We start from the raw sequence: 18,721 nt of genomic DNA, 5'->3' as shown, positions 1-18,721 counted from the left end.
AGGGATGGCGGAGCTGGACGTTTTTATAGTTTGAACGTACCTAATAGTTCCTGTAAGTCACTGGCCATCCTCGAAAGATTATTGGAGGCAGAAGCTATTTCTTCCATGGATGCCAATTGTTCTTCCGTGGCGGCTGCAACGTTTTGACTATGACCTGTTGCATTTCTTGCAATGGTCGTGATGCTCGTTAAATTGGTTAAAACCTCTTGAGCGCTATCTGACATTTGCTCGGAAGTTGCGACCATTTCTTCGATTTGATCACTCGAATCCCTAATCGAATCCAAGATGACTTTGAAACTTTCCTCTGTTTTCGAGACGATACCAAGTCCCTCTTTCACGTCCAATTTGACTTGGTTGATGGATTGATTGGATTTCATCATGTCTTCTTGAATTTCTTTAATAAGTTCAGCGATTTGAGTCGAAGAGTGCTGAGACTGTTCAGCCAGCTTACGGACCTCATCAGCGACCACGGCAAACCCTTTCCCGTGTTCTCCTGCCCTAGCTGCTTCGATGGCCGCATTCAATGCTAACAGGTTCGTCTGATTCGCTATCTCTGTAATCGCTTTTGTTATTTCGCCTATTTCCTGAGACCTTTTATCCAGTGATTGAATCGCTTCTCCACTTTTATCAACTGATTGGGAAATCGTCTGAATCTGTAGCGCCGTTTTATCAACGAATTCGCCACCCAATTTCGCTTGCTCAGCGACATGTAATCCAGACTTCGCAATGGCATGGGAACTTTCTGCCATATGATGAATGGAAAGCGATACTTCCCCTAACTCCGTCGAACTTTCCTCAAGGCTTGCTGCAGAGCTGCCGGCTCCATCCGCTATCATTTGGATGGCACTGGAGATATCCGCCGTTGCCTTACTTGTTTGTTCAGCACTTGCTGTCAGCTCTTCTGACGAGGCAGCCACCTGATCGGATGTGTGGAATGCCCCCTTCATCATATTTCTAAGATTGCTTACCATTTCATTCATTGATTTGGCAAGAACCCCCACTTCATCTTTCGTATCAATATCCGATGTTTGGGTTAAATCTCCTTTTGAGATATCCACGACCAATTGCACGACCTTATTCAACGGTTTCGATATCACCTGAGAAATAAAATAGCCTAGAGCAATACTAAGCAATACTGAAAAAATGATAAGGATATATGTAGTACTCTTAGTATGGGTGAAGGAATCATTGGCGCTTTTATAAGCATCACGGGCCAATTCATCCGTCATGATATTTAGCTCCTCAATCTTTATTTCCAATTGGTCGCCCTTCCCTTTGTTTTCTTTTAATGTTCGGAGGAATCCTTCTATATCATTCGCCTTCCCTAATGCCATATTTTTTTCCGTCAGGACATAAAAATCCGCCAGGGCTATCTTGTATTCTTCAACAAGGCTTCTTTCAGAAGCATTCATATTACTGCTTTCAAATTTCTTCGTTAATGCATCAATTTCGTCCATCTTTTCAAGGATTACCTGCTCACCCGCTTCTTTTTCTGCAGGCGTTTTTGCGACAAATGCCAAATTACGGACACCGATTCGAATATCTTGATACGCAACCTCGATTTCATTAAGATATTGCTGGGGCACAAGCTGGTCATGATACATGGATTCAAGATCATCGTTAGAATGACTTAGATTCGTTAATCCGTATATTCCGACAGCTCCTAGAATTATGCTCATTAACAAAAATGCCACAATCAATTTTACTTTTATCTTCAAGTTCCTATACATCTTCACTTTATTTCCCTCCGTATACTATTATTATTCTTAAAACTCTCCCCTTTTAGGTATAAAGTCCTTCATTCTTTTCTTATATCGGCACTTCAAGAAATTAGTTAATGCAACCAGCACACTCACATTATAATTTTATTTATAACTGCTCCTAGGAAAAGACCATTACCCATCATTTCTTAGGAGAGTTTGTGAACGCTTACACAATAAACTTTGATGATTCAAAGCACTTTATAATATTTTCCTTATTATCAGCGGATTTAACTCCTTTACAACTTAGAATATTTAAAGTATTATTGACTTTATCGCTTTTAAGGAGTTGTGTTTTTTTGGAGGAGAATAAAGGGATTACAGTCGACATGTTAATAAGTGTTTATAATGATTTGGCCAAGAAAATGGCAAACAATCGGTTAAAGGCATTCGCCAGCCATTTGAGAAAACAAGAGTTGACGCTCAATCAATATTCCATATTAAGCTATATCGAACGGAAGAACGCTTGCTTATCGATTCAATTGGCACAGCATTTAAACTTAAAAGCAGCATCGATCACTTATTTAGTCGATTCTCTTGAGAAAAAAGAATTGGTTATACGGGTGGAAAACCCTTTGGATAAAAGGAGTCAACTCATCCAATTAACGGATGCTGGATATAGCGTCGTTTCTTACTCTGTAGATAACTCCCATGCTTCTAAGATATTTGAGGAAATGGATCTGGAAGACAGGGAAGTGCTGTACTTAATGGTAAAAATCATGAATAAAAAGGTATTTTCAAAGGCAGAATCAAATGACCGACTTGATGACTGACCCGTTTCACTAGTTTGAGGAGAATGATTGATTTGAAGAAATTATTAAAAATTAAAATGACCTGGTTTCCCATCTGGGCGGTACCCTTGCTAATGCTAAGCATGATATGCATCTATTTGCCCGTATTCAGTGGAGCCGATCCAAAATTGTCCAACTTTCCGTTAATCATCGTGAATGAAGACGAACAGTTCACCTCTTCTGCATTCGGTAAAAGTCTGCTAAGTAACCTTTCCAAAGAAGTAGACGGGCATTCCTTACAATGGTCTGTGGTGACAAGCAAAGAAAAAGCAATCGATCAAATTAAGGATGATAATGCTTATGGAGCCATCGTTATACCTGAAAACTTCTCAGCTTCCATTAACGAATTGAAGGGTGGCTTCATTTCAGGGGAGACGGATGGAAAAGCGGCCGAGGTGGAAATCTTGATCAATGAAGCTGGTGGTCAGATGGCTACTGCAGTTGCTTCTAATGTGCTACAAACGATGGCATCATCAGCATCCGATGGCCTAAGCGGCCAAATTAAATCCGCATTGGTTTCAAAAAATATGCAAGTATCTCCACTTTCAACTTCTGTATTAGATCAACCCATCCACTATACATCAACCAATGTCCTTGGATTGCCAGCCAATTTAAATAAAGGGATGACCCCCTTCATGATTGTGCTGATTACATCAATAACAGGACTGCTGGGTGTACAAATGATAAATGGCTATATTAATAAAATCAGTGAAACTCTTAACTCAAAGGGACACACGATCAGCAACACAAAAATTCTCATTACAGAATTGCTCTTCGGTTTAATCGTAACACTACTGGTTTCAGCCATGCTTCAACTCGCTGTGTTCGGATTTTTCGGGAGTGTGCATTCCATTGGCATATGGCCAATATTCTGGTTTACCTTGTTAAGCAGTATGACGATGTTCCTCATGTTTAAAGTAATCAGCCTATTCTTTGGCAAATGGGGAATGCTTATAATGTTCCCGCTCAACATCATGGGTATTTTCGGCAGTGGTGGGGCGGTTCCTATCGCAAACCTACCGGATTTCCACCGTATCGCAAGCATCTTCCTTCCAACGAGGTACATGGTCGATGGAATGAGGTCGTTGCTTTACTATGGTGGTAATATGCAAGCCAGCCTTGGTACGGCATTATGGGTCATCTCCAGCTTATTTGTTGTATTCCTAGGCATCTGTTTAGTTGTAACACTTACCACCCATAAGAAAGATTCTTCAAAAGCTAAGCTGGAACCCTCTCTCGTAGAGGCCTAAAGCCAACAAAGAAAAAGAAGCCATCACAGGCTTCTTTTTCTTTGTTTTACGCGTATTTCTTACTTTCTTCTTCCTTGAAAAAGCTCTTCATCGCATGGAATACATCGGCCTTTTGCTTAAGGATATAATGCCTGAATTTTTCATTGTCAATGTTCTTATAGGCAGTCATGAGGGTGGAATGGCGGTTATACTGGTTGACTTCGCCATAACCGAACATATTGGAGACCTTCATGAGTTCTTCCACGAGCTTGACGCACCTGGCATTATCGGATGTGAGGTTGTCACCATCGGAAAAATGGAACGGGTAGATATTGAATTTCACAGGGTCATATTTATGATCGATAAGTTCTAATGCTTTACGGTAGACGGATGAACAAATCGTTCCACCGCTTTCCCCTTTTGAAAAGAAATCCTCTTCAGGCACAACTTTCGCTTCGGTGTGATGGGCAATGAATTCTATCTCGACGGTTTCATATTTTGTCCGTAAAAAGCGGTTCATCCAAAAGAAGAAGCTCCTGGCCATATATTTTTCCCACAGACCCATGCTTCCTGATGTATCCATCATCGCCAGCACGACCGCTTTGGAATCCGGCTTTTCGACCTCATTCCATGTCTTGAATTTGAAGTCTTCCTTATAAATGGGATGAAAGCCTGGATCGCCGCTTAAGGCATTCCGTTTGAAGGCCGATATCATCGTTTTCTTTTTGTCGATATTCCCCATCAAGCCGGTTTTCCGGATATCATTGAATTCAATATGCTCAAGCGTATGCTCCGCATGTTCCTTTTTCTGAAGGTTCGGCAGCTCCAATTGGCTAAACAATGCTTCCTCCAACTCCATCATCGACACTTCGGCTTCATAATAATCCTCGCCCGCCTTGTCCCCAGCACCTTGCCCTTTTCCGGAACCGGCATTCGATGGCGATCCATCTCTTGCAATGACATCCCCGACTTTACTATCCCCGTCCCCCTGACCGACATGTTTGTTTTTATCATAGTTATAGCGGATTTTATATTCATCCAAGGAGCGAATCGGGATTTTGATAACATCCTTACCATTGGACATCACGATGCTTTCTTCAGAAATCAAATCAGGCAGATTATTCTTGATAGCCTCTTGCACCTTTTCCTGATGGCGTTGTTGATCATCATAGCCTTTCCGATGGAGGGACCAGTTTTCCTCTGAGATCACGTATTGTTTATTATTCTCTTCTGACATTCTCTTCCCCCCTTAAAAATGTTTGCACGCTTTTCATCATTCCTTCATATAATAAATTAGTGTGAGAAAGCCCACAGCAACACAGGTTTAGCTATTCAAATATACAATTCGAGAAAAATCGGATAAAAATAAAAGTATTACTCTATCCTATGCAGCGGCGAAGGATAATTTACACAAAAATTCATTAATGGTTGTTTTGCCCAAAAAATAAGACGGGTTCCTACGCGATAAAAGAAATTGGACATGCTTTGCGGCTGTCCCAGGTCAACAGGGAAGGATAAACCTGAACAACAAGAAACTCAATATCCTCAGTGAGTGACCGGTGCTAATGAAATGATATAAGCGGGCGGAATCGTTGTTTTAGAGAGAAAACAAAGAGAATGAAGTAGTTACGTTACGGGTTATTAAGATTTGAAGGATCTATAAAAGGAGGAGTTGCAGGGGATGTCGATCTCCCATCCCGATCAATGCGGTTTTTCGATAGGCATTGACACAAATAAAAGGGCATCCTGTAACTTCCTTGGATACCCTTTTTTACATGGATGGAACGATTTCAATGGCACGCCTTTTCACTCTTTTTTTTCCTCGACTTCATGTTGGACGGTACCTGGTCGTTTATCCCATTCCTTCAGTTCTTCGTTCGTTCTCTGCCGTTCCATTTGCTTCCCAAGTTCTTTCATCTCGTCTAAGTCTTTCGCCATCGAACTGTTCTCTGGAACATGTTCTCTTTTCAATTCTTCTTTACTCATTTTATATCACCTCTACCTTATTGATACCCTATATTTCCAATTTTCAAACCGTACATATGTCCAATGGATAAAGGGTATAGATAATCTATATGGAAAAAATCCAGGAGGTGAATGGAGCATGGAAACCACTACACTCTATGTGAGGGAAGCGACAACCGAGGGCCCAATTTTAAATTTAGAGTCCATCCTATTGAGTACGGAAGGCGTCGAGCGTGCCATCATCGATGTGGATGACGGCGAAATCAAAATCGAATACCGCGAAGACAAGTTATCACCAAGCCAGCTCGTCACACTCATCGAACAATACGGATTAAATGTCACTGAATAAAAGAACCCACAACACAAAAAACACCGAACTCTCCCAAGAACGGCAGAGTTCGGTATTTTCATTTATAACGTTTTACAATTTCCTGCAGTTTCAATGCCAAAGCGATGTTTCCGTCTACCTTTAGGCCACCTGTCATAAAAGCGACCGTTGTATTTAAATCGTCCTTTAATAACTTGGAGAAATTCTTCTCTGATAATTTCAATGTCACTTCTGGATCATTTGTCGTACCTTCGATCACTTCAACTTGTCCATTATTAATCAACAGCTGAACCGGTCCAATCTCTTCAATGTTGAATTGATACACACGATTTTCCTCGTTTTGGATATGCTCCGGATTACTGTTGATTTTACCAGCCAATTCATTCAATTCAGCGATTACACTCATTTGAAATCCCTCCATCAACCTTTTTATGATTGCGCTTACAAAACAGAAAAAACCTTACTGATCCATGACAACGACAACGTTTCTTCATGTACATGTTGGACGATCATGTGAAAATATCCGAAGCGCGAAGTATTTCAGAGGATTTTAATAGGTTGTTTTATTAACATCGGAGAATAACTGCTTCAGCTAAAAGATATCACGAATTGGTATTATTTACAATATTTTCTTTCGATAAACCCCCACCTTTTAAGGCAGGGGTCTTCTTGTTTTTAGCGGTTTAACAAGCTTCCTACGTAGCGAAGTAAGTCATTGGCGGAAGTCGAGTTATACCCATGTTCGTCAATAAGTCTCTTGATGACTTCATTCACTTTCTTCAGTTGTCTTTCATCCGGTGTCTTGGTTGAAGTCGTGATTTTGACAACATCCTTCAAATCAGCAAACAGCTTTTTCTGAATGGCTTCACGTAGGCGGTCATGGGAATTATAATCAAATCGTTTTCCTTTCCTTGCATAGGCCGAGATACGGATCAGGATTTCTTCACGGAAGGCTTTTTTGGCATTTTCAGAAATGCCGATTTGTTCTTCAATCGAGCGCATCAATTTCTCGTCTGGATTGATTTCCTCCCCAGTCAGTGGATCGCGCAGTCTTGATTTATTGCAGTATGCTTCGACGTTATCTAGGTAATTGTCCATAAGGATCTTCGCCGACTCTTCATAGGAATACACAAACGCTTTTTGCACTTCATTTTTGGCAATCGAATCATATTCCTTACGTGCAAGCGAAATGAAGTTCAAATATCGTTCCCTTAGCTCGTTCGTTATCGACGGATGCTGGTCAAGGCCTGCCTTCAACGACATCAATACGTCAAGTGCGTTGATGGACGGGTTTTCCTTCCGAATGATAGTGGAGGATATCCGGTTAATGACATACCGTGGATCTATCCCGCTCATGCCTTCATCTTGGTATTCCTTCTTCAGCTCATTGATGTCCGCGGAGTTGAATCCTTCAACATTTTCCCCATCGTACAGTCTCATCTTTTTCAATAAATCGATATCACCTTTTTTCGGATCCTTTAAACGGGTCATGATACTGAAAATGGCTGCCACCCGCAAGGTATGCGGAGCAATGTGGACATCGGAAACATCGCTTTCATGGATCATTTTTTCATAAATCTTCTCTTCTTCGCTCACCTTTAAGTTATACGGGATCGGCATGACGATAATCCGGGAATGTAGGGCTTCATTTTTTTTGTTGGATATGAATGCCTTGTACTCCGTTTCATTCGTATGGGCAACGATCAGTTCATCTGCACTGATTAATGCGAACCTTCCTGCTTTGAAATTCCCCTCCTGAGTCAGTGAGAGCAAATGCCATAAAAACTTCTCATCACATTTCAGCATTTCCTGGAACTCCATCATTCCGCGATTTGCCTTATTGAGCTCACCATCAAAGCGATAGGCTCGCGGATCTGATTCAGATCCGAATTCGGCAATCGTCGAAAAGTCGATGCTTCCGGTCAAGTCGGCAATATCCTGTGATTTAGGGTCGGATGGACTGAATGTACCAATCCCCACACGTTTGTCTTCTGAAAGGAAGATACGCTCAACCATCACGTCTTCAATCCGGCTGCCATATTCCTGTTCCAATCTCATCACATTCAGCGGTGACAGATTCCCCTCAATCCGGATGCCATATTCCTCAAAGAAATCCTGCCGCAAGTTTTGAGGAATGAGATGCAGTGGATCTTCATGCATCGGACATCCTTTTATCGCATAGATCGCCCCTGAGTCATTTAACGAATAACTTTCAAGCCCCCTCTTAAGGAGTGAAACCAATGTAGACTTCCCACCTGATACCGGTCCCATCAAAAGCAAAATCCTCTTTCGGACATCCAACCGCTTAGCGGCGGGATGAAAATACTCCTCGATGAGCCTCTCCAATGAATCCTCAAGTCCAAACAGCTGACCACTGAAAAAGTTGTACTTCTTCGTTCCATCTACTTCCTCTATCCCAGCATCTCTGATCATGTTGTATACACGCGAATGAGCAGATTGTGCAACTAATGGCTTTTCTTTCAGTATCTCTAAGTATTCTGCGAAGGTGCCTTCCCACTTCAGCTTCTGTTCATCTTCTCTAAATTTTTCGATTTTCTTTAAAATATCCATCTAGGAACCTCCCCCTATCACTTTCAGAGAATACTTAAATCTATGCGCCGAGTTTGACAAACATGTCAGACTTTCCAAAGAGGTTCATCTTGTCCGGCTGCCCAATCCAAGGTTTTCCTTTAAAGTCTTGAATATTTGGTGACAAATCACGGGGCAAGAAAATTTACGTGCACATCTACTAAAAATTGGGGTATACTAAGCCTATACTTAAGTGGGACAATATGGGTAAAGGGAGGTTACATCATGGGAACAGTTATTGTCATTGCCGTAACAATTGCGTTTTTAGCTGCCATCTTCACTGGTGGATATGCCGACAAACCAGGTGTGAAAAATAAATAAGAGCATACGAAAAAGGGAGCTATCCCACAAGTCATGAAAATGACTTGTGGGGGAAGCCCCTTTTTTTGGAAGAAAAGCATATAAAAAAGAGACACCAAATAAGTGCCTCCACTAAGAGTGACTTTCCTTTTACTTTTCAAACTCTTCAGCAAGCATGCTTGGAATAGAGATTTCCCAACCGGCTTGGGAAGTGTAGCTGTATTCGCCAGAAATAGTTCCGTACACAGTAATAACATCATCTTCTATATAATCGGTCGTACCTGCATACATGACCATTATAATGTCATTAGGATCGTATCCATATGATGTTTTTGTAACAGCTAAACGGATGGCCGTAAAGTCCTCTTCTTCCTGGATCTGAATAACCTCACCCGTATATTTCGTATACTCACCAATCATTTTATCTGGATTTTTCTTCAACCTATTATATTCAATAGGCTTTGCATTTGCTTTTTTAGCAGCCGCTTCTTCTTTAGCTTTCTTTTCAGCTTCTTCTTTAGCTTTCTTCTCAGCTTCAGCCTTCTTCTTAGCCTCTGCTTCATCCTTAGCTTTTTCTTCAGCAGCCTGTTTCGCTTTCTCCTCAACAATGGCCTTCTCTTTGGCCTCTCTCTCTGCTTTCTCTTCAGGTGTTTCTGCCTTTTCTGTTTTCTGTTCTTGAGCTGGCTTCTCTTTATCTGTTGTGGTTTCTTCAGATTCCCCGCTTGCTCCTATAATAATAAATGAAATGATGGCGACAATAAATGAACCACCCACTCCAATAAAACGTGATTTTGCCTTTCCGTTCTTTTTGAGTAGTGCTACTATACCTAAAATGATAAATACAAAGATAGATATGAAGCTACAAAAAAATAAAATACCACCTAATACCTGCAAATTGTTACTTCCTTTCTTATTATGAAGTTATCAGTACAAATGTTTATTATATACTTAATTAGGCTGTGAAGTTTTCTCACTATTGCCTTTGTTAATATTTACTTTGTTAAAAAGCGGATAATCTCCTTATACTTGATTTATGACATGCCTCCTTGAACCTTCGAAATAATTCATCGGAAAATTTTTTTACATCCTATCAGAAAAAGAATATCTGCATTATTTTAATTTATACAAGAAATAAGAGCCCAACACTTAGTGTCAGGCTCTTATTTTTAAGCTCTATATAATTAATGAGATGTAATCCTTTTAAATGGATGTTCGAACATGAAGTAGAGAATCATCCACCTATAATTATTGTTTTTTCAATCCTTGTTTTTCCACAAAGTCCTTCATATACATCCGGCTTTTCTTGCCGGCCATGTCCGCCATTTGTTGCGTCCAGGTTTCTTTCCGTTTTCCTTTGGTCCGTTGCTCATAATAGTCGGAAATCGTTTCATTGTATGCTTCTAGCTGACCGATGAAGGTCTGTTTATCCGTTTGATAGCCATTTTCATGATATACATTGGCTTGAGGAAGTCTTGGCTTTTTGTCTGAACGTTTTTTTGGATATCCGACAACAAGGCCGAATAGAGGAACGACACGATGTGGGATGTCCAGGATTTCCGAAACTTGTTGAAGGTCATTACGAATACCACCAATATAGCAAATGCCGAGGTCCATTGATTCAGCAGCAAGCGCCGCATTTTGAGCAGCGAGTGCGGCATCGATGCAGGCCACCATGAATTTTTCCGTACTTTCAATTGGTGCAGTAAGATCTTCGTTTTCCATCTCGGCTACTATGTCCATACGATGTAAATCGGCACAAAACACGAATAAATGTCCATTATTCTCTACATATGATTGAGGTCCAGCCAATTCAGCAAGCTTGGCTTTCTTTTCCGGGTCGGTCACCCCGATGATCGAATAGGCCTGGATATAGCTTGAAGTTGATGCAGCCTGTGCACACTCAACAATCGTGGAAATTTGTTCCGCAGACAATAGCTTGTCCTCAAAAGAACGGACGGAACGGTGGTCCAGAATTTTCTCGATGATGTTATTCATTGCTTTACCCCCTAATTATGTATAAGCATTCGTCAGCAAAGCATCCCCACCCCGCTGACGAATAACTCCTTAATATTCTCTTTTTAATTCCAAGTCACGGTAATCCTGTTGTCTTAACGCCTCATAAATCAAGATGGCGGCCGTATTGGAAAGGTTCAGTGACCGGATTTTATCCGTCATTGGAATACGGAGACATCTGTCCATATTCTCTTTGATCAACTCTTTTGGCAGTCCTGTCGTTTCGCGTCCGAAAATAAAATAAATTTCACTTTCTTGATCACTGTAATCGAAGGTTGTATGCGGCTGTTCACCAAATTTGGTTAAGTAATAAAATGCACCGCCGGCATTCTTCTCAAAAAACTCTTCCAATGAATCATAATAATGAATCTTCACATGTTCCCAATAATCGAGCCCAGCCCGTTTAAGCTGTTTATCATCCGTTGAAAAACCAAGCGGACGGATAAGGTGCAGGTGTGAATCCGTTCCTGCGCATGTTCTTGCGATATTTCCTGTATTTGCTGGAATCTGTGGTTGATATAAAACTACATGTATTGCCACTTCATTTTCACCTCTAGTTTAAACTTCAACTAATTATAGCATTAAACAAACAGACTAAAAACAATCACACTCCATCTAATATCACGAAAAATTTATAGACGATGTTCGGTGTATATCGAGTCGAATCCTCATACGTCCAATATCGATGGCGACTATTCATCGTATGGGCATTCACAAGAGGCATGCCTTTTTGGTCCTTTGCCGTCACAATCAAGTTATGATCGAACCGCCCGTCACCTTCAAAGTCAATGCACAGGATGTCACCCAGGTTCAATTCCTGTGCCGTCTCCACTTCTTTTGTCCTGATCCCTTTCCCTCCCTTAAGCAGATGATACAAAGAATGAGCTGTCGTCCAGGTATAGCTCCAATTCTTTCCTCTGATCCACCACCCTTTATTCTTGTTCGGCTCGCCCCACATCGGGATGTTCCCGGCATGCAAGCACTGGGAAATAAAGTTGGTGCAGTCATCGGTGAATTTATAATACTGTGGATTGAACTCATTCCACCATCGCTCCGCATACTGAACCGCCTTCATCCGGTCATACTTATAAGTAAGCCGATCCAAACCCACTTCCCAATTTTCCGGGTCCTCGTCAGGTTCTAAATCAGGTTCAAGCTCCCGTTCTTCTATTAAGTATTCATCCCGAAACCGCGCCTCCCTCTCTTCCATCTCCTCTTCTATATAGAAGCCATCCTCCTGCTTCATTAAATACTGCAGATGCACTTGATAGGTCAGGATTTTCAAATCCCCTTCCTGCCGTTCCGAGTCAACCTTTCCAGCAGCATTCACACGGACAATTTCCGTATCATGCTTCTTCAGTGCTTCCTTTTTCAGATAGATCTTACCCTCTCCCCGTACATGCTCATTGGAAGTGTAAAGTTCAACCCTTTCCTGTAAAAGCCGTTTCAACTGTTCCCTCAAAATCAAGCCCTCCTTCATAGCGCCTCTTCTAATGTGTATGAAGGAGGGCTTGGTTAAAAACACAACTTCATTCGGTCCATTGCTCAACTGAGAAGCAATTATCGGTCGATGGGGTAGTTTTATCAGTCAATTCGGCTTTTTATCGGTCGTTTTGCCACTTTTATCGGTCAAATCACACTATTTATCGGTCAAACTGCTAAAAATGGAAAGGCCCCGAATGGTTGCTTTCGGGGCCTTCCTTTTTATTCATTATGGTAAGTGAACTGTAATCCTTTTTCAATTTCCGCGAGCACTTCTTCGTCTTTTTCCTTCAACCTGGCTTCTTCCAAAATGGAGGTCGACCGTTCCCGACCGATTTTCCCGATCGCCCAGGCAGCCGTGCCACGCAAAACGGGGCGCGGGTCTTCTTGCATGATTTGAATCAGTTCCGGCATGGCGGTTTCATCCTTAAAGTGAGCCAATGCCAAGATGGCATTCCGCTGAATCGGCTTTTTGCCACGCCATGATCCAGATACATGTCCGTATGTCTCTTTAAAATCGCGATTGGAGATGGTGAGCAATGGCTTCAGCAGCGGTTTGGCAAGCTCTGGATCCGGCTCCATCTCTTCATGAAAATGAAAATCCATCCCTTTATTTTTTGGACAGACAGTCTGACACGTATCACATCCATATAACCGGTTGCCTATTTTCGTCCTGAATTCATCCGGAAGGAAATCTTTCGTCTGCGTCAAAAATGCAATACAGCGTTTGGCATTCAACTGTCCACCTTGCACAAGGGCACCTGTTGGGCATACATCCACACACTTATTGCATGTGCCGCACTGATCCTCCATCGGCTGATCCGGCTCGAACGGCAAGTTGGTAATCATGTCACCCAAATACACATACGAACCAAATTCCGGAGTGATGATCATGCTGTTTTTAGCGCTCCATCCGATTCCTGCCCGCTCTGCAACGGCCCGGTCCGAAAGTTCGCCCGTATCCACCATTGATTTCGCCATGGCTCCAGGGACTTTCCCTTTTATAAAATCTTCAAGTAGCTGCAGTTTATTACGGAGCACGGTATGGTAATCCGTTCCCCAGGAGGCCCGGCAAAAAATCCCGCGACGCTCTCCTTTCTTGCTTTGAGGGGCATCCTTCAATTTCGAAGGGTAGGCAAGCGCAATTGATATGATTGATTGCGGTTTATCGAAGATCAATTCGGGCCTGACCCTTTTTTCGATATCCTTTTCTTCAAAGCCGGACTGATAATCCAGCTCCTGCTGTCGGATCAGCCTGCTTTTCAACTCCGTGAACGTCGTGGCTGACGTAAAACCGATTTTATCGATGCCTATTTCCTTACTATATAAAATCACTTCTTGCTTGAGTGCATGCATATCCATTTCTATCACCTTCGTTCTCTTCATTCTACCCAATGATGCTTGTAACATATCAAACCATTGGTATCTATGATAAACTAATTTCAATCATTTTTGGAGGTGTATCACTTGGAAATTAAGATTTCCTCTAATCTCGCAAGCAAAGTTCCCGATTTCAAGATTGGTTTCATTACATACGAAAACATCGAAGTCGGCCCCTCGCCGCAAATGGTAAAAGGGAGACTTCAATTATTTCAAGAAGCTTTATTTTTTGATCTTGAAGAAAAGGAACTCACGGATTTTCCGGGTATCAAAGAATGGCGGGAGATTTTCAAAATGACCGGGACGAACCCTTCACGCTATCGCCCTTCCGTCGAGGCCCTATACCGCCGAGTCAAAAAGCAGAATTACTTATCCCCTATCCATTCAGCCATCGACTTGAATAACTTCTTCTCGCTTTTATACGAGGTCCCGATTGGCATCTATGATGCAGATGCATTATCAGGTGATCTCTCCATTAAAATTGGTGGAAGTCCGGACCAATATCCTGGATTGAATGGGCGGGTGAACTCGATGGAAAACATGATCGTTTCAGCTGATGATGACGGCGCATTCGGGAGTCCCTACGTCGATTCGGAACGGACGAAGGTCACCGAAGACACCAAACATGCCATCCAGATCATCTATTTACAAGCAAAGACACCCATCAAAGAAGCCGAACAGCTCACAAAGTCATTGATGGATATGTTCCTCGAGATTCACGGCGGAGACGGATCTTTTTCCGTCCTAGAAGGATAATGCAAAAACATGAGTCATATCGAGATAATGGCTCATGTTTTTTTTGTGTATTTTTTAACAGATTCGGAGGCTACTCCCCTGAAGTGCTCAATTCTGCAGTTGCAATTGCTGCGTGGCTAGCTTTCGATACAAGCCATGACTTGCAAGCAATTCTTCATGTGTCCCCGCCCCAGTAATCCGCCCTTCTTCCACAACCAGTAATCGATCCGCATCAATGACCGTCGACAGCCGATGGGCAATGATCAGGGTCGTCCTGCCCGCCATCAGGTTCTTGATGGCATGCTGAACAAGAAGTTCCGATTCACTATCGAGATTGGATGTCGCTTCGTCCAATAGCAGGATTTTCGGATTGCGCAACACAGCCCGGGCAATGGCAATCCGCTGCCGTTGACCACCCGATAACTTCACGCCTCTTTCCCCTACCTCCGTATCAAAGCCATCCGGAAGCCTTTCGATAAACTGGTTGGCATTTGCCATCTTTGCTGCGTCGATGATTTCATCCATTTCAACTTGACGGCCTAGCCCGTACGCTATATTTTCTTTTATCGTCCCCGTCATGATTGGACTTTCCTGTGACACATACCCAATTTGCGACCGCCATATGGAAAGTTCAATATCCTTAATTGGCACCGTTCCCAACGAGACCATCCCATTCGTGGGTTCATAAAAACGTTCAATCAACGAAAATATCGTCGTCTTCCCACCACCGCTTGGTCCCACCAGGGCGACCGTCTTATTGGCAGGAACCGTAAACGATAAATCATTCAAAATGGGCTTAGACGCTTGATAGGAAAATGATACATCCTTAAACGTCAAATCAGCTGTGACCAATGTGTCATGCTTCCCTTCATAGGTTTCACCAGGTATCGAAAGGACGCCCTGGATTCGTTCCGTCGCTCCCATCGCCTTTTGAAATGCCGTAAAAAATGAGGCCATCTGACTAAAGGGCACGATGATTTGGATCATATAAATAATGATGGCAACAAGTGTCCCCGCTGTCAGTGCACCAGAAGCCACCCGAACTCCCCCATATCCAATAAGGATCACGAGAATCACCATCATGATTGTCGTCATGAAGGGGGAAATGATGGCTTGGATCCTAGCCTCCTTCAATCCAAAACGAAAGAGCTCACCAACGCCACGATTGCCTTTTTCACGTTCCAACTCTTCGCCATTATGCGACTTCACTAAACGGACCTCGCCTAGGACCCTCCCTAGATTTCCGCTGAAGGTGGCCATTTCATCCTGCGTCTGCTTAGAGACTTTATACATCTTCCGCCCAAGCGGAATCAGGATCAGCATGGATAGTGGTACGATGCTGAGCATGATGACCGTCATCCGCCAGTCCAACAGGAATAAGATGATGATCGACCCGATAATCGATATGATCCCTGAAATGAATGTCACGAAATGATTCGTGATGATCGTCTTAATCGTATTCGTATCCTGAGTGATCCGGCTAAGCGTTTCACCGGACTGGTGGGAATCAAAAAACGATACGGGCAATTGTAAAATATGATCCCATAATTTCCGACGGATTCCAGCTACAACATTTTCACCGATATAGCTCAGAAAGTAGAAGGAAAAACCTCCCGCAACGGTCTGGACAATAAAAGCCCCTAGCAAAAGGAATATCGTTGTTCGCTCGATCCCGCTTCCAGATATCATATCGACCAGATTCTTCGTAACCAACGGGACGACGAGACTCGCCACCGTTTCCACCAAACTTAACACTACGACAAATAACACCATTCCCATTGGCAGTTTTTCCGATCTTAACAAGGAAAAAAATGATTTCACATTCAGCTTCTTATCCATGTACAACCTCATTCCTCCATTTTCACTTACCTAAATTATAGGTAAAAGAACAGATACTTACAAATTTGTACAATAAAAAGAAATCCTGCTGTAATCAGTAGGATTTCTGTTCGAAAATATAAAAAACGCAAAGCTTCGTTCTCCAAGTAACGAAACCCTGCGTTATGAGTATGTATGATTGGAGCGGGTGAAGGGAATCGAACCCTCATCATCAGCTTGGAAGGCTGAGGTTTTACCACTAAACTACACCCGCATATCCTTGTAGAATTTTGTCGAATCAACTAATAAAATAATTATATAGCTTAATAGAAAAATATGCAACCGTTAAATGAATTTTTTTCATACCCGCTTGTTGTTTGAAAATAAAAAACGCAAAGCTTCGTTCTCCAGGTAACGAAACCCTGCGTTATGAGTATGTATAATTGGAGCGGGTGAAGGGAATCGAACCCTCATCATCAGCTTGGAAGGCTGAGGTTTTACCACTAAACTACACCCGCATATCCTTGTAGAATTTTGTCGAATTACTAACAACAAAATAATTATATAGCTAATTTCACAAAAGTGCAATAGTCTTTTCGAAAAAAATAATAATAATTCCTGGAGATAGAATTAGTATATGTTTCGGCCCAATAAAGATGTTAAAAAGTTCCCGGCAAAAGGATTCTTCCAAACATTAAGACCAGATCACTTCCATAAGCCTTGGATAAACTTGTTCCGCTGTTTCAAGCAACATGATCAGCTTTCGGAATGCCAAGTCCGGTAAAAATTCACCATCAAGGGAATACGAATAGCGAATCGAAATCGTCCCATTTTCCTCATATAACTTTGAAAATCGGAATTGAGCATTATATTCATTCAATAACGTATGAACGGCTGCCTTCTTATCGGGATTCTTTAGCTCCGTTACATTAAAACAAAATAAATCCGCCACTTTTTCATCTTGATTAAATGAAAAGACTAACAGGACCTTCCATCCATCCTTCAACTTCTGTTCCACTCTGAAAAAGGTGATATCTTCCTCTTTGAACTCATTCATATGGATTTTTTCGCGCATTAAAAAATCTCGAAATTTCGCAACATTTGACATCATCCATCACCCTTTCTGTCTGTATGTACATTTTATAACGAAATATGGCATTTTTACACATATTTCGTGCATTCCCTATAAAATAGTTAACGCGTTCCCTTTCATGGACCATAAAAAAAGCATAGTAAAGGTCTCCCTCCACTATGCCCAGTATAAAAACTTAAAGAACGGCGTATTCCGGATCGGCAACTTTGACAAGCTGCTTCCCTAGGTTCTTTCCTTTAAATAAGTCCAAGAATGCCTCAGGGGTGTTTTCGAACCCTTCCACAATGGTTTCTTCGTACTTCAGTTTACCTTGTTGCAGCCACTGCCCCAAATCTGAAGCTCCTTCTTGGAAACGATTTGCATAATTCCCGACCGTGAAGCCTTTCATAAGTGCGCTCGTTTTGATCATGGCCGATTGCAGGCGTGGCCCAAAATCTTTACCTTCTGCATTATAAGAAGAGATTGCACCACATAATGGGATACGCGCATTCATATTTAACAGTTTGAAAACGGCATCCGTTACTTGGCCGCCAACATTATCGTAATACACATCGACTCCATCAGGGACTGCATTCTTCAAATCCGTTTCAAAACTTTCCTTCTTATAATTAACAGCTCCGTCAAAGCCCAGTTCTTTTGTTAAATACTCTATTTTCTCATCCGAACCGGCAATCCCCACTACCTTGGCACCTTTGATTTTTGCGATCTGTCCAACGACAGAACCGACGGCTCCAGCCGCTCCGGAAACGACGACCGTTTCGCCTTCTTGCGGTTTACCGATATCAAGTAACCCAAAGTATGCAGTCAATCCCGTCATGCCCAGTATGCCTAAATGAGTCGTGATTGGTGCCACTTTAGGATCAATCACCCTGACTTGCTTTTCATTCACGACCGTATATTCCGCCCAGTCGATATTTCCCACAACGACATCGCCTTGCTTGAAGCTGGACGATTTGGATTCCACCACTTCAGCCACGACGCCACCAGTGATGACTTTATTCAACTCAAATGGGGCAATATAGGATTTAGTATCTTGCATTCTTCCACGCATATAAGGATCAACGGATAAATAAAGCGTCCGTACTAAAATCTGATTTTCTTTCGGTGAGGGAACTTCACTCTCCACAAATTTGAAATCTTCTTTGGAAGGCATCCCTTTTGGACGGTTTGCCAGTGTGATCGTTTGTTGCGTTGATTGTGTCATGCATGTTCCTCCTTGATTTTTATTACATACTATA

At 42.2% G+C, this 18,721-nt stretch carries 17 protein-coding genes and 2 tRNA genes; 4 read left to right on the top strand and 15 right to left on the bottom strand.

Features of this window, described 5'->3' with window-relative positions; all coding sequences use genetic code 11:
• Positions 1 to 23 precede the first annotated feature (23 nt).
• Positions 24 to 1,730 (bottom strand): methyl-accepting chemotaxis protein, encoded by a 1,707-nt coding sequence (locus ACIQXQ_RS03265; RefSeq protein WP_402956018.1) that lies wholly within the window; start codon positions 1,728 to 1,730, stop codon positions 24 to 26.
• A gap of 329 nt (positions 1,731 to 2,059) precedes the next feature.
• Between ACIQXQ_RS03265 and ACIQXQ_RS03260 the strand changes: the two genes are divergently transcribed.
• Positions 2,060 to 2,533: a MarR family winged helix-turn-helix transcriptional regulator gene (locus ACIQXQ_RS03260; RefSeq protein WP_402955257.1), complete on the top strand. Its 474-nt coding sequence runs from the start codon at positions 2,060 to 2,062 to the stop codon at positions 2,531 to 2,533.
• Positions 2,534 to 2,565: 32 nt separating this feature from the next.
• A complete protein-coding gene (locus tag ACIQXQ_RS03255) occupies positions 2,566 to 3,801 on the top strand; it encodes an ABC transporter permease (protein WP_402955252.1) in 1,236 nt (411 codons plus the stop codon).
• Positions 3,802 to 3,847: 46 nt separating this feature from the next.
• Here ACIQXQ_RS03255 and yhbH read toward each other — a convergent pair whose 3' ends face one another.
• Together yhbH and ACIQXQ_RS03245 are read right to left on the bottom strand one after the other, a co-directional pair.
• Positions 3,848 to 5,017 (bottom strand): sporulation protein YhbH, encoded by a 1,170-nt coding sequence (gene yhbH, locus ACIQXQ_RS03250; RefSeq protein ID WP_402867508.1) that lies wholly within the window; start codon positions 5,015 to 5,017, stop codon positions 3,848 to 3,850.
• A 569-nt stretch (positions 5,018 to 5,586) separates the two neighbouring features.
• Positions 5,587 to 5,766 carry a hypothetical protein gene (locus tag ACIQXQ_RS03245; RefSeq protein ID WP_402955248.1) on the bottom strand — a complete coding sequence of 60 codons (180 nt, stop codon included), beginning with the start codon at positions 5,764 to 5,766 and terminating at the stop codon, positions 5,587 to 5,589.
• 118 nt (positions 5,767 to 5,884) lie between these two features.
• Here ACIQXQ_RS03245 and ACIQXQ_RS03240 point away from each other — a divergent pair, with 118 nt between their 5' ends.
• A complete protein-coding gene (locus ACIQXQ_RS03240; protein WP_402955245.1) occupies positions 5,885 to 6,094 on the top strand; it encodes a heavy-metal-associated domain-containing protein in 210 nt (69 codons plus the stop codon).
• 58 nt (positions 6,095 to 6,152) lie between these two features.
• Here the strand turns inward: ACIQXQ_RS03240 and ACIQXQ_RS03235 are convergent, their stop codons facing one another.
• From ACIQXQ_RS03235 to queG, 7 genes are all read right to left on the bottom strand, one after another.
• Entirely contained in the window at positions 6,153 to 6,479 is a 327-nt protein-coding gene (locus ACIQXQ_RS03235; protein ID WP_402867505.1) for an SCP2 sterol-binding domain-containing protein, read from the bottom strand.
• 269 nt (positions 6,480 to 6,748) lie between these two features.
• A complete protein-coding gene (locus ACIQXQ_RS03230) occupies positions 6,749 to 8,644 on the bottom strand; it encodes a PrkA family serine protein kinase (RefSeq protein ID WP_402867504.1) in 1,896 nt (631 codons plus the stop codon).
• A gap of 468 nt (positions 8,645 to 9,112) precedes the next feature.
• Positions 9,113 to 9,856, bottom strand: a complete 744-nt coding sequence (locus tag ACIQXQ_RS03225; RefSeq protein WP_402867503.1) for a hypothetical protein — start codon at positions 9,854 to 9,856, stop codon at positions 9,113 to 9,115.
• 351 nt (positions 9,857 to 10,207) lie between these two features.
• Positions 10,208 to 10,957, bottom strand: a complete 750-nt coding sequence (nfsA, locus tag ACIQXQ_RS03220) for an oxygen-insensitive NADPH nitroreductase (protein WP_402955242.1) — start codon at positions 10,955 to 10,957, stop codon at positions 10,208 to 10,210.
• Positions 10,958 to 11,026: 69 nt separating this feature from the next.
• Complete coding sequence (gene trmL / locus ACIQXQ_RS03215) at positions 11,027 to 11,515, bottom strand: tRNA (uridine(34)/cytosine(34)/5-carboxymethylaminomethyluridine(34)-2'-O)-methyltransferase TrmL (protein ID WP_402867501.1); 489 nt, start codon at positions 11,513 to 11,515, stop codon at positions 11,027 to 11,029.
• A 64-nt stretch (positions 11,516 to 11,579) separates the two neighbouring features.
• Positions 11,580 to 12,437 (bottom strand): amidase domain-containing protein, encoded by an 858-nt coding sequence (locus ACIQXQ_RS03210; protein ID WP_402955239.1) that lies wholly within the window; start codon positions 12,435 to 12,437, stop codon positions 11,580 to 11,582.
• A gap of 242 nt (positions 12,438 to 12,679) precedes the next feature.
• Positions 12,680 to 13,819 carry a tRNA epoxyqueuosine(34) reductase QueG gene (queG, locus tag ACIQXQ_RS03205; RefSeq protein WP_402955236.1) on the bottom strand — a complete coding sequence of 380 codons (1,140 nt, stop codon included), beginning with the start codon at positions 13,817 to 13,819 and terminating at the stop codon, positions 12,680 to 12,682.
• Between the two features lie 105 nt (positions 13,820 to 13,924).
• On the opposite strand from queG, the gene ACIQXQ_RS03200 reads away from it, so the two are divergent.
• Positions 13,925 to 14,593 carry a B3/B4 domain-containing protein gene (locus tag ACIQXQ_RS03200; protein WP_402955233.1) on the top strand — a complete coding sequence of 223 codons (669 nt, stop codon included), beginning with the start codon at positions 13,925 to 13,927 and terminating at the stop codon, positions 14,591 to 14,593.
• Between the two features lie 87 nt (positions 14,594 to 14,680).
• Here the strand turns inward: ACIQXQ_RS03200 and ACIQXQ_RS03195 are convergent, their stop codons facing one another.
• The 5 genes from ACIQXQ_RS03195 to ACIQXQ_RS03175 all read right to left on the bottom strand — a co-directional run bounded on the left by ACIQXQ_RS03195 (position 14,681) and on the right by ACIQXQ_RS03175 (position 18,687).
• Positions 14,681 to 16,411 (bottom strand): ABC transporter ATP-binding protein, encoded by a 1,731-nt coding sequence (locus ACIQXQ_RS03195; protein WP_402955230.1) that lies wholly within the window; start codon positions 16,409 to 16,411, stop codon positions 14,681 to 14,683.
• A 179-nt stretch (positions 16,412 to 16,590) separates the two neighbouring features.
• Positions 16,591 to 16,664, bottom strand: a tRNA-Gly gene (locus ACIQXQ_RS03190).
• A 170-nt stretch (positions 16,665 to 16,834) separates the two neighbouring features.
• Positions 16,835 to 16,908 (bottom strand) — tRNA-Gly (locus ACIQXQ_RS03185).
• Positions 16,909 to 17,084: 176 nt separating this feature from the next.
• Positions 17,085 to 17,498: a YbjN domain-containing protein gene (locus ACIQXQ_RS03180; protein WP_402955227.1), complete on the bottom strand. Its 414-nt coding sequence runs from the start codon at positions 17,496 to 17,498 to the stop codon at positions 17,085 to 17,087.
• 160 nt (positions 17,499 to 17,658) lie between these two features.
• Positions 17,659 to 18,687 carry an NADP-dependent oxidoreductase gene (locus tag ACIQXQ_RS03175; RefSeq protein WP_402955224.1) on the bottom strand — a complete coding sequence of 343 codons (1,029 nt, stop codon included), beginning with the start codon at positions 18,685 to 18,687 and terminating at the stop codon, positions 17,659 to 17,661.
• Positions 18,688 to 18,721 lie beyond the last annotated feature (34 nt).

Source organism: Peribacillus sp. NPDC097198 (assembly GCF_044762055.1).
Lineage (GTDB): Bacteria > Bacillota > Bacilli > Bacillales > DSM-1321 > Peribacillus.
Note: the sequence above shows the minus strand (reverse complement) of the source record. Positions and strands in the feature narration are given on the sequence as shown.

What these genes read in the sequence shown, in the direction of transcription:
- ACIQXQ_RS03265 (WP_402956018.1), bottom strand. Translation starts at nt 1,730, where the DNA reads ATGTATAGGAACTTGAAGATAAAAGTAAAATTGATTGTGGCATTTTTG.
- yhbH (WP_402867508.1), bottom strand. Translation starts at nt 5,017, where the DNA reads ATGTCAGAAGAGAATAATAAACAATACGTGATCTCAGAGGAAAACTGG.
- ACIQXQ_RS03245 (WP_402955248.1), bottom strand. Translation starts at nt 5,766, where the DNA reads ATGAGTAAAGAAGAATTGAAAAGAGAACATGTTCCAGAGAACAGTTCG.
- ACIQXQ_RS03240 (WP_402955245.1), top strand. Translation starts at nt 5,885, where the DNA reads ATGGAAACCACTACACTCTATGTGAGGGAAGCGACAACCGAGGGCCCA.
- ACIQXQ_RS03235 (WP_402867505.1), bottom strand. Translation starts at nt 6,479, where the DNA reads ATGAGTGTAATCGCTGAATTGAATGAATTGGCTGGTAAAATCAACAGT.
- ACIQXQ_RS03230 (WP_402867504.1), bottom strand. Translation starts at nt 8,644, where the DNA reads ATGGATATTTTAAAGAAAATCGAAAAATTTAGAGAAGATGAACAGAAG.
- nfsA (WP_402955242.1), bottom strand. Translation starts at nt 10,957, where the DNA reads ATGAATAACATCATCGAGAAAATTCTGGACCACCGTTCCGTCCGTTCT.
- queG (WP_402955236.1), bottom strand. Translation starts at nt 13,819, where the DNA reads ATGGATATGCATGCACTCAAGCAAGAAGTGATTTTATATAGTAAGGAA.
- ACIQXQ_RS03195 (WP_402955230.1), bottom strand. Translation starts at nt 16,411, where the DNA reads ATGGATAAGAAGCTGAATGTGAAATCATTTTTTTCCTTGTTAAGATCG.
- ACIQXQ_RS03180 (WP_402955227.1), bottom strand. Translation starts at nt 17,498, where the DNA reads ATGTCAAATGTTGCGAAATTTCGAGATTTTTTAATGCGCGAAAAAATC.
- ACIQXQ_RS03175 (WP_402955224.1), bottom strand. Translation starts at nt 18,687, where the DNA reads ATGACACAATCAACGCAACAAACGATCACACTGGCAAACCGTCCAAAA.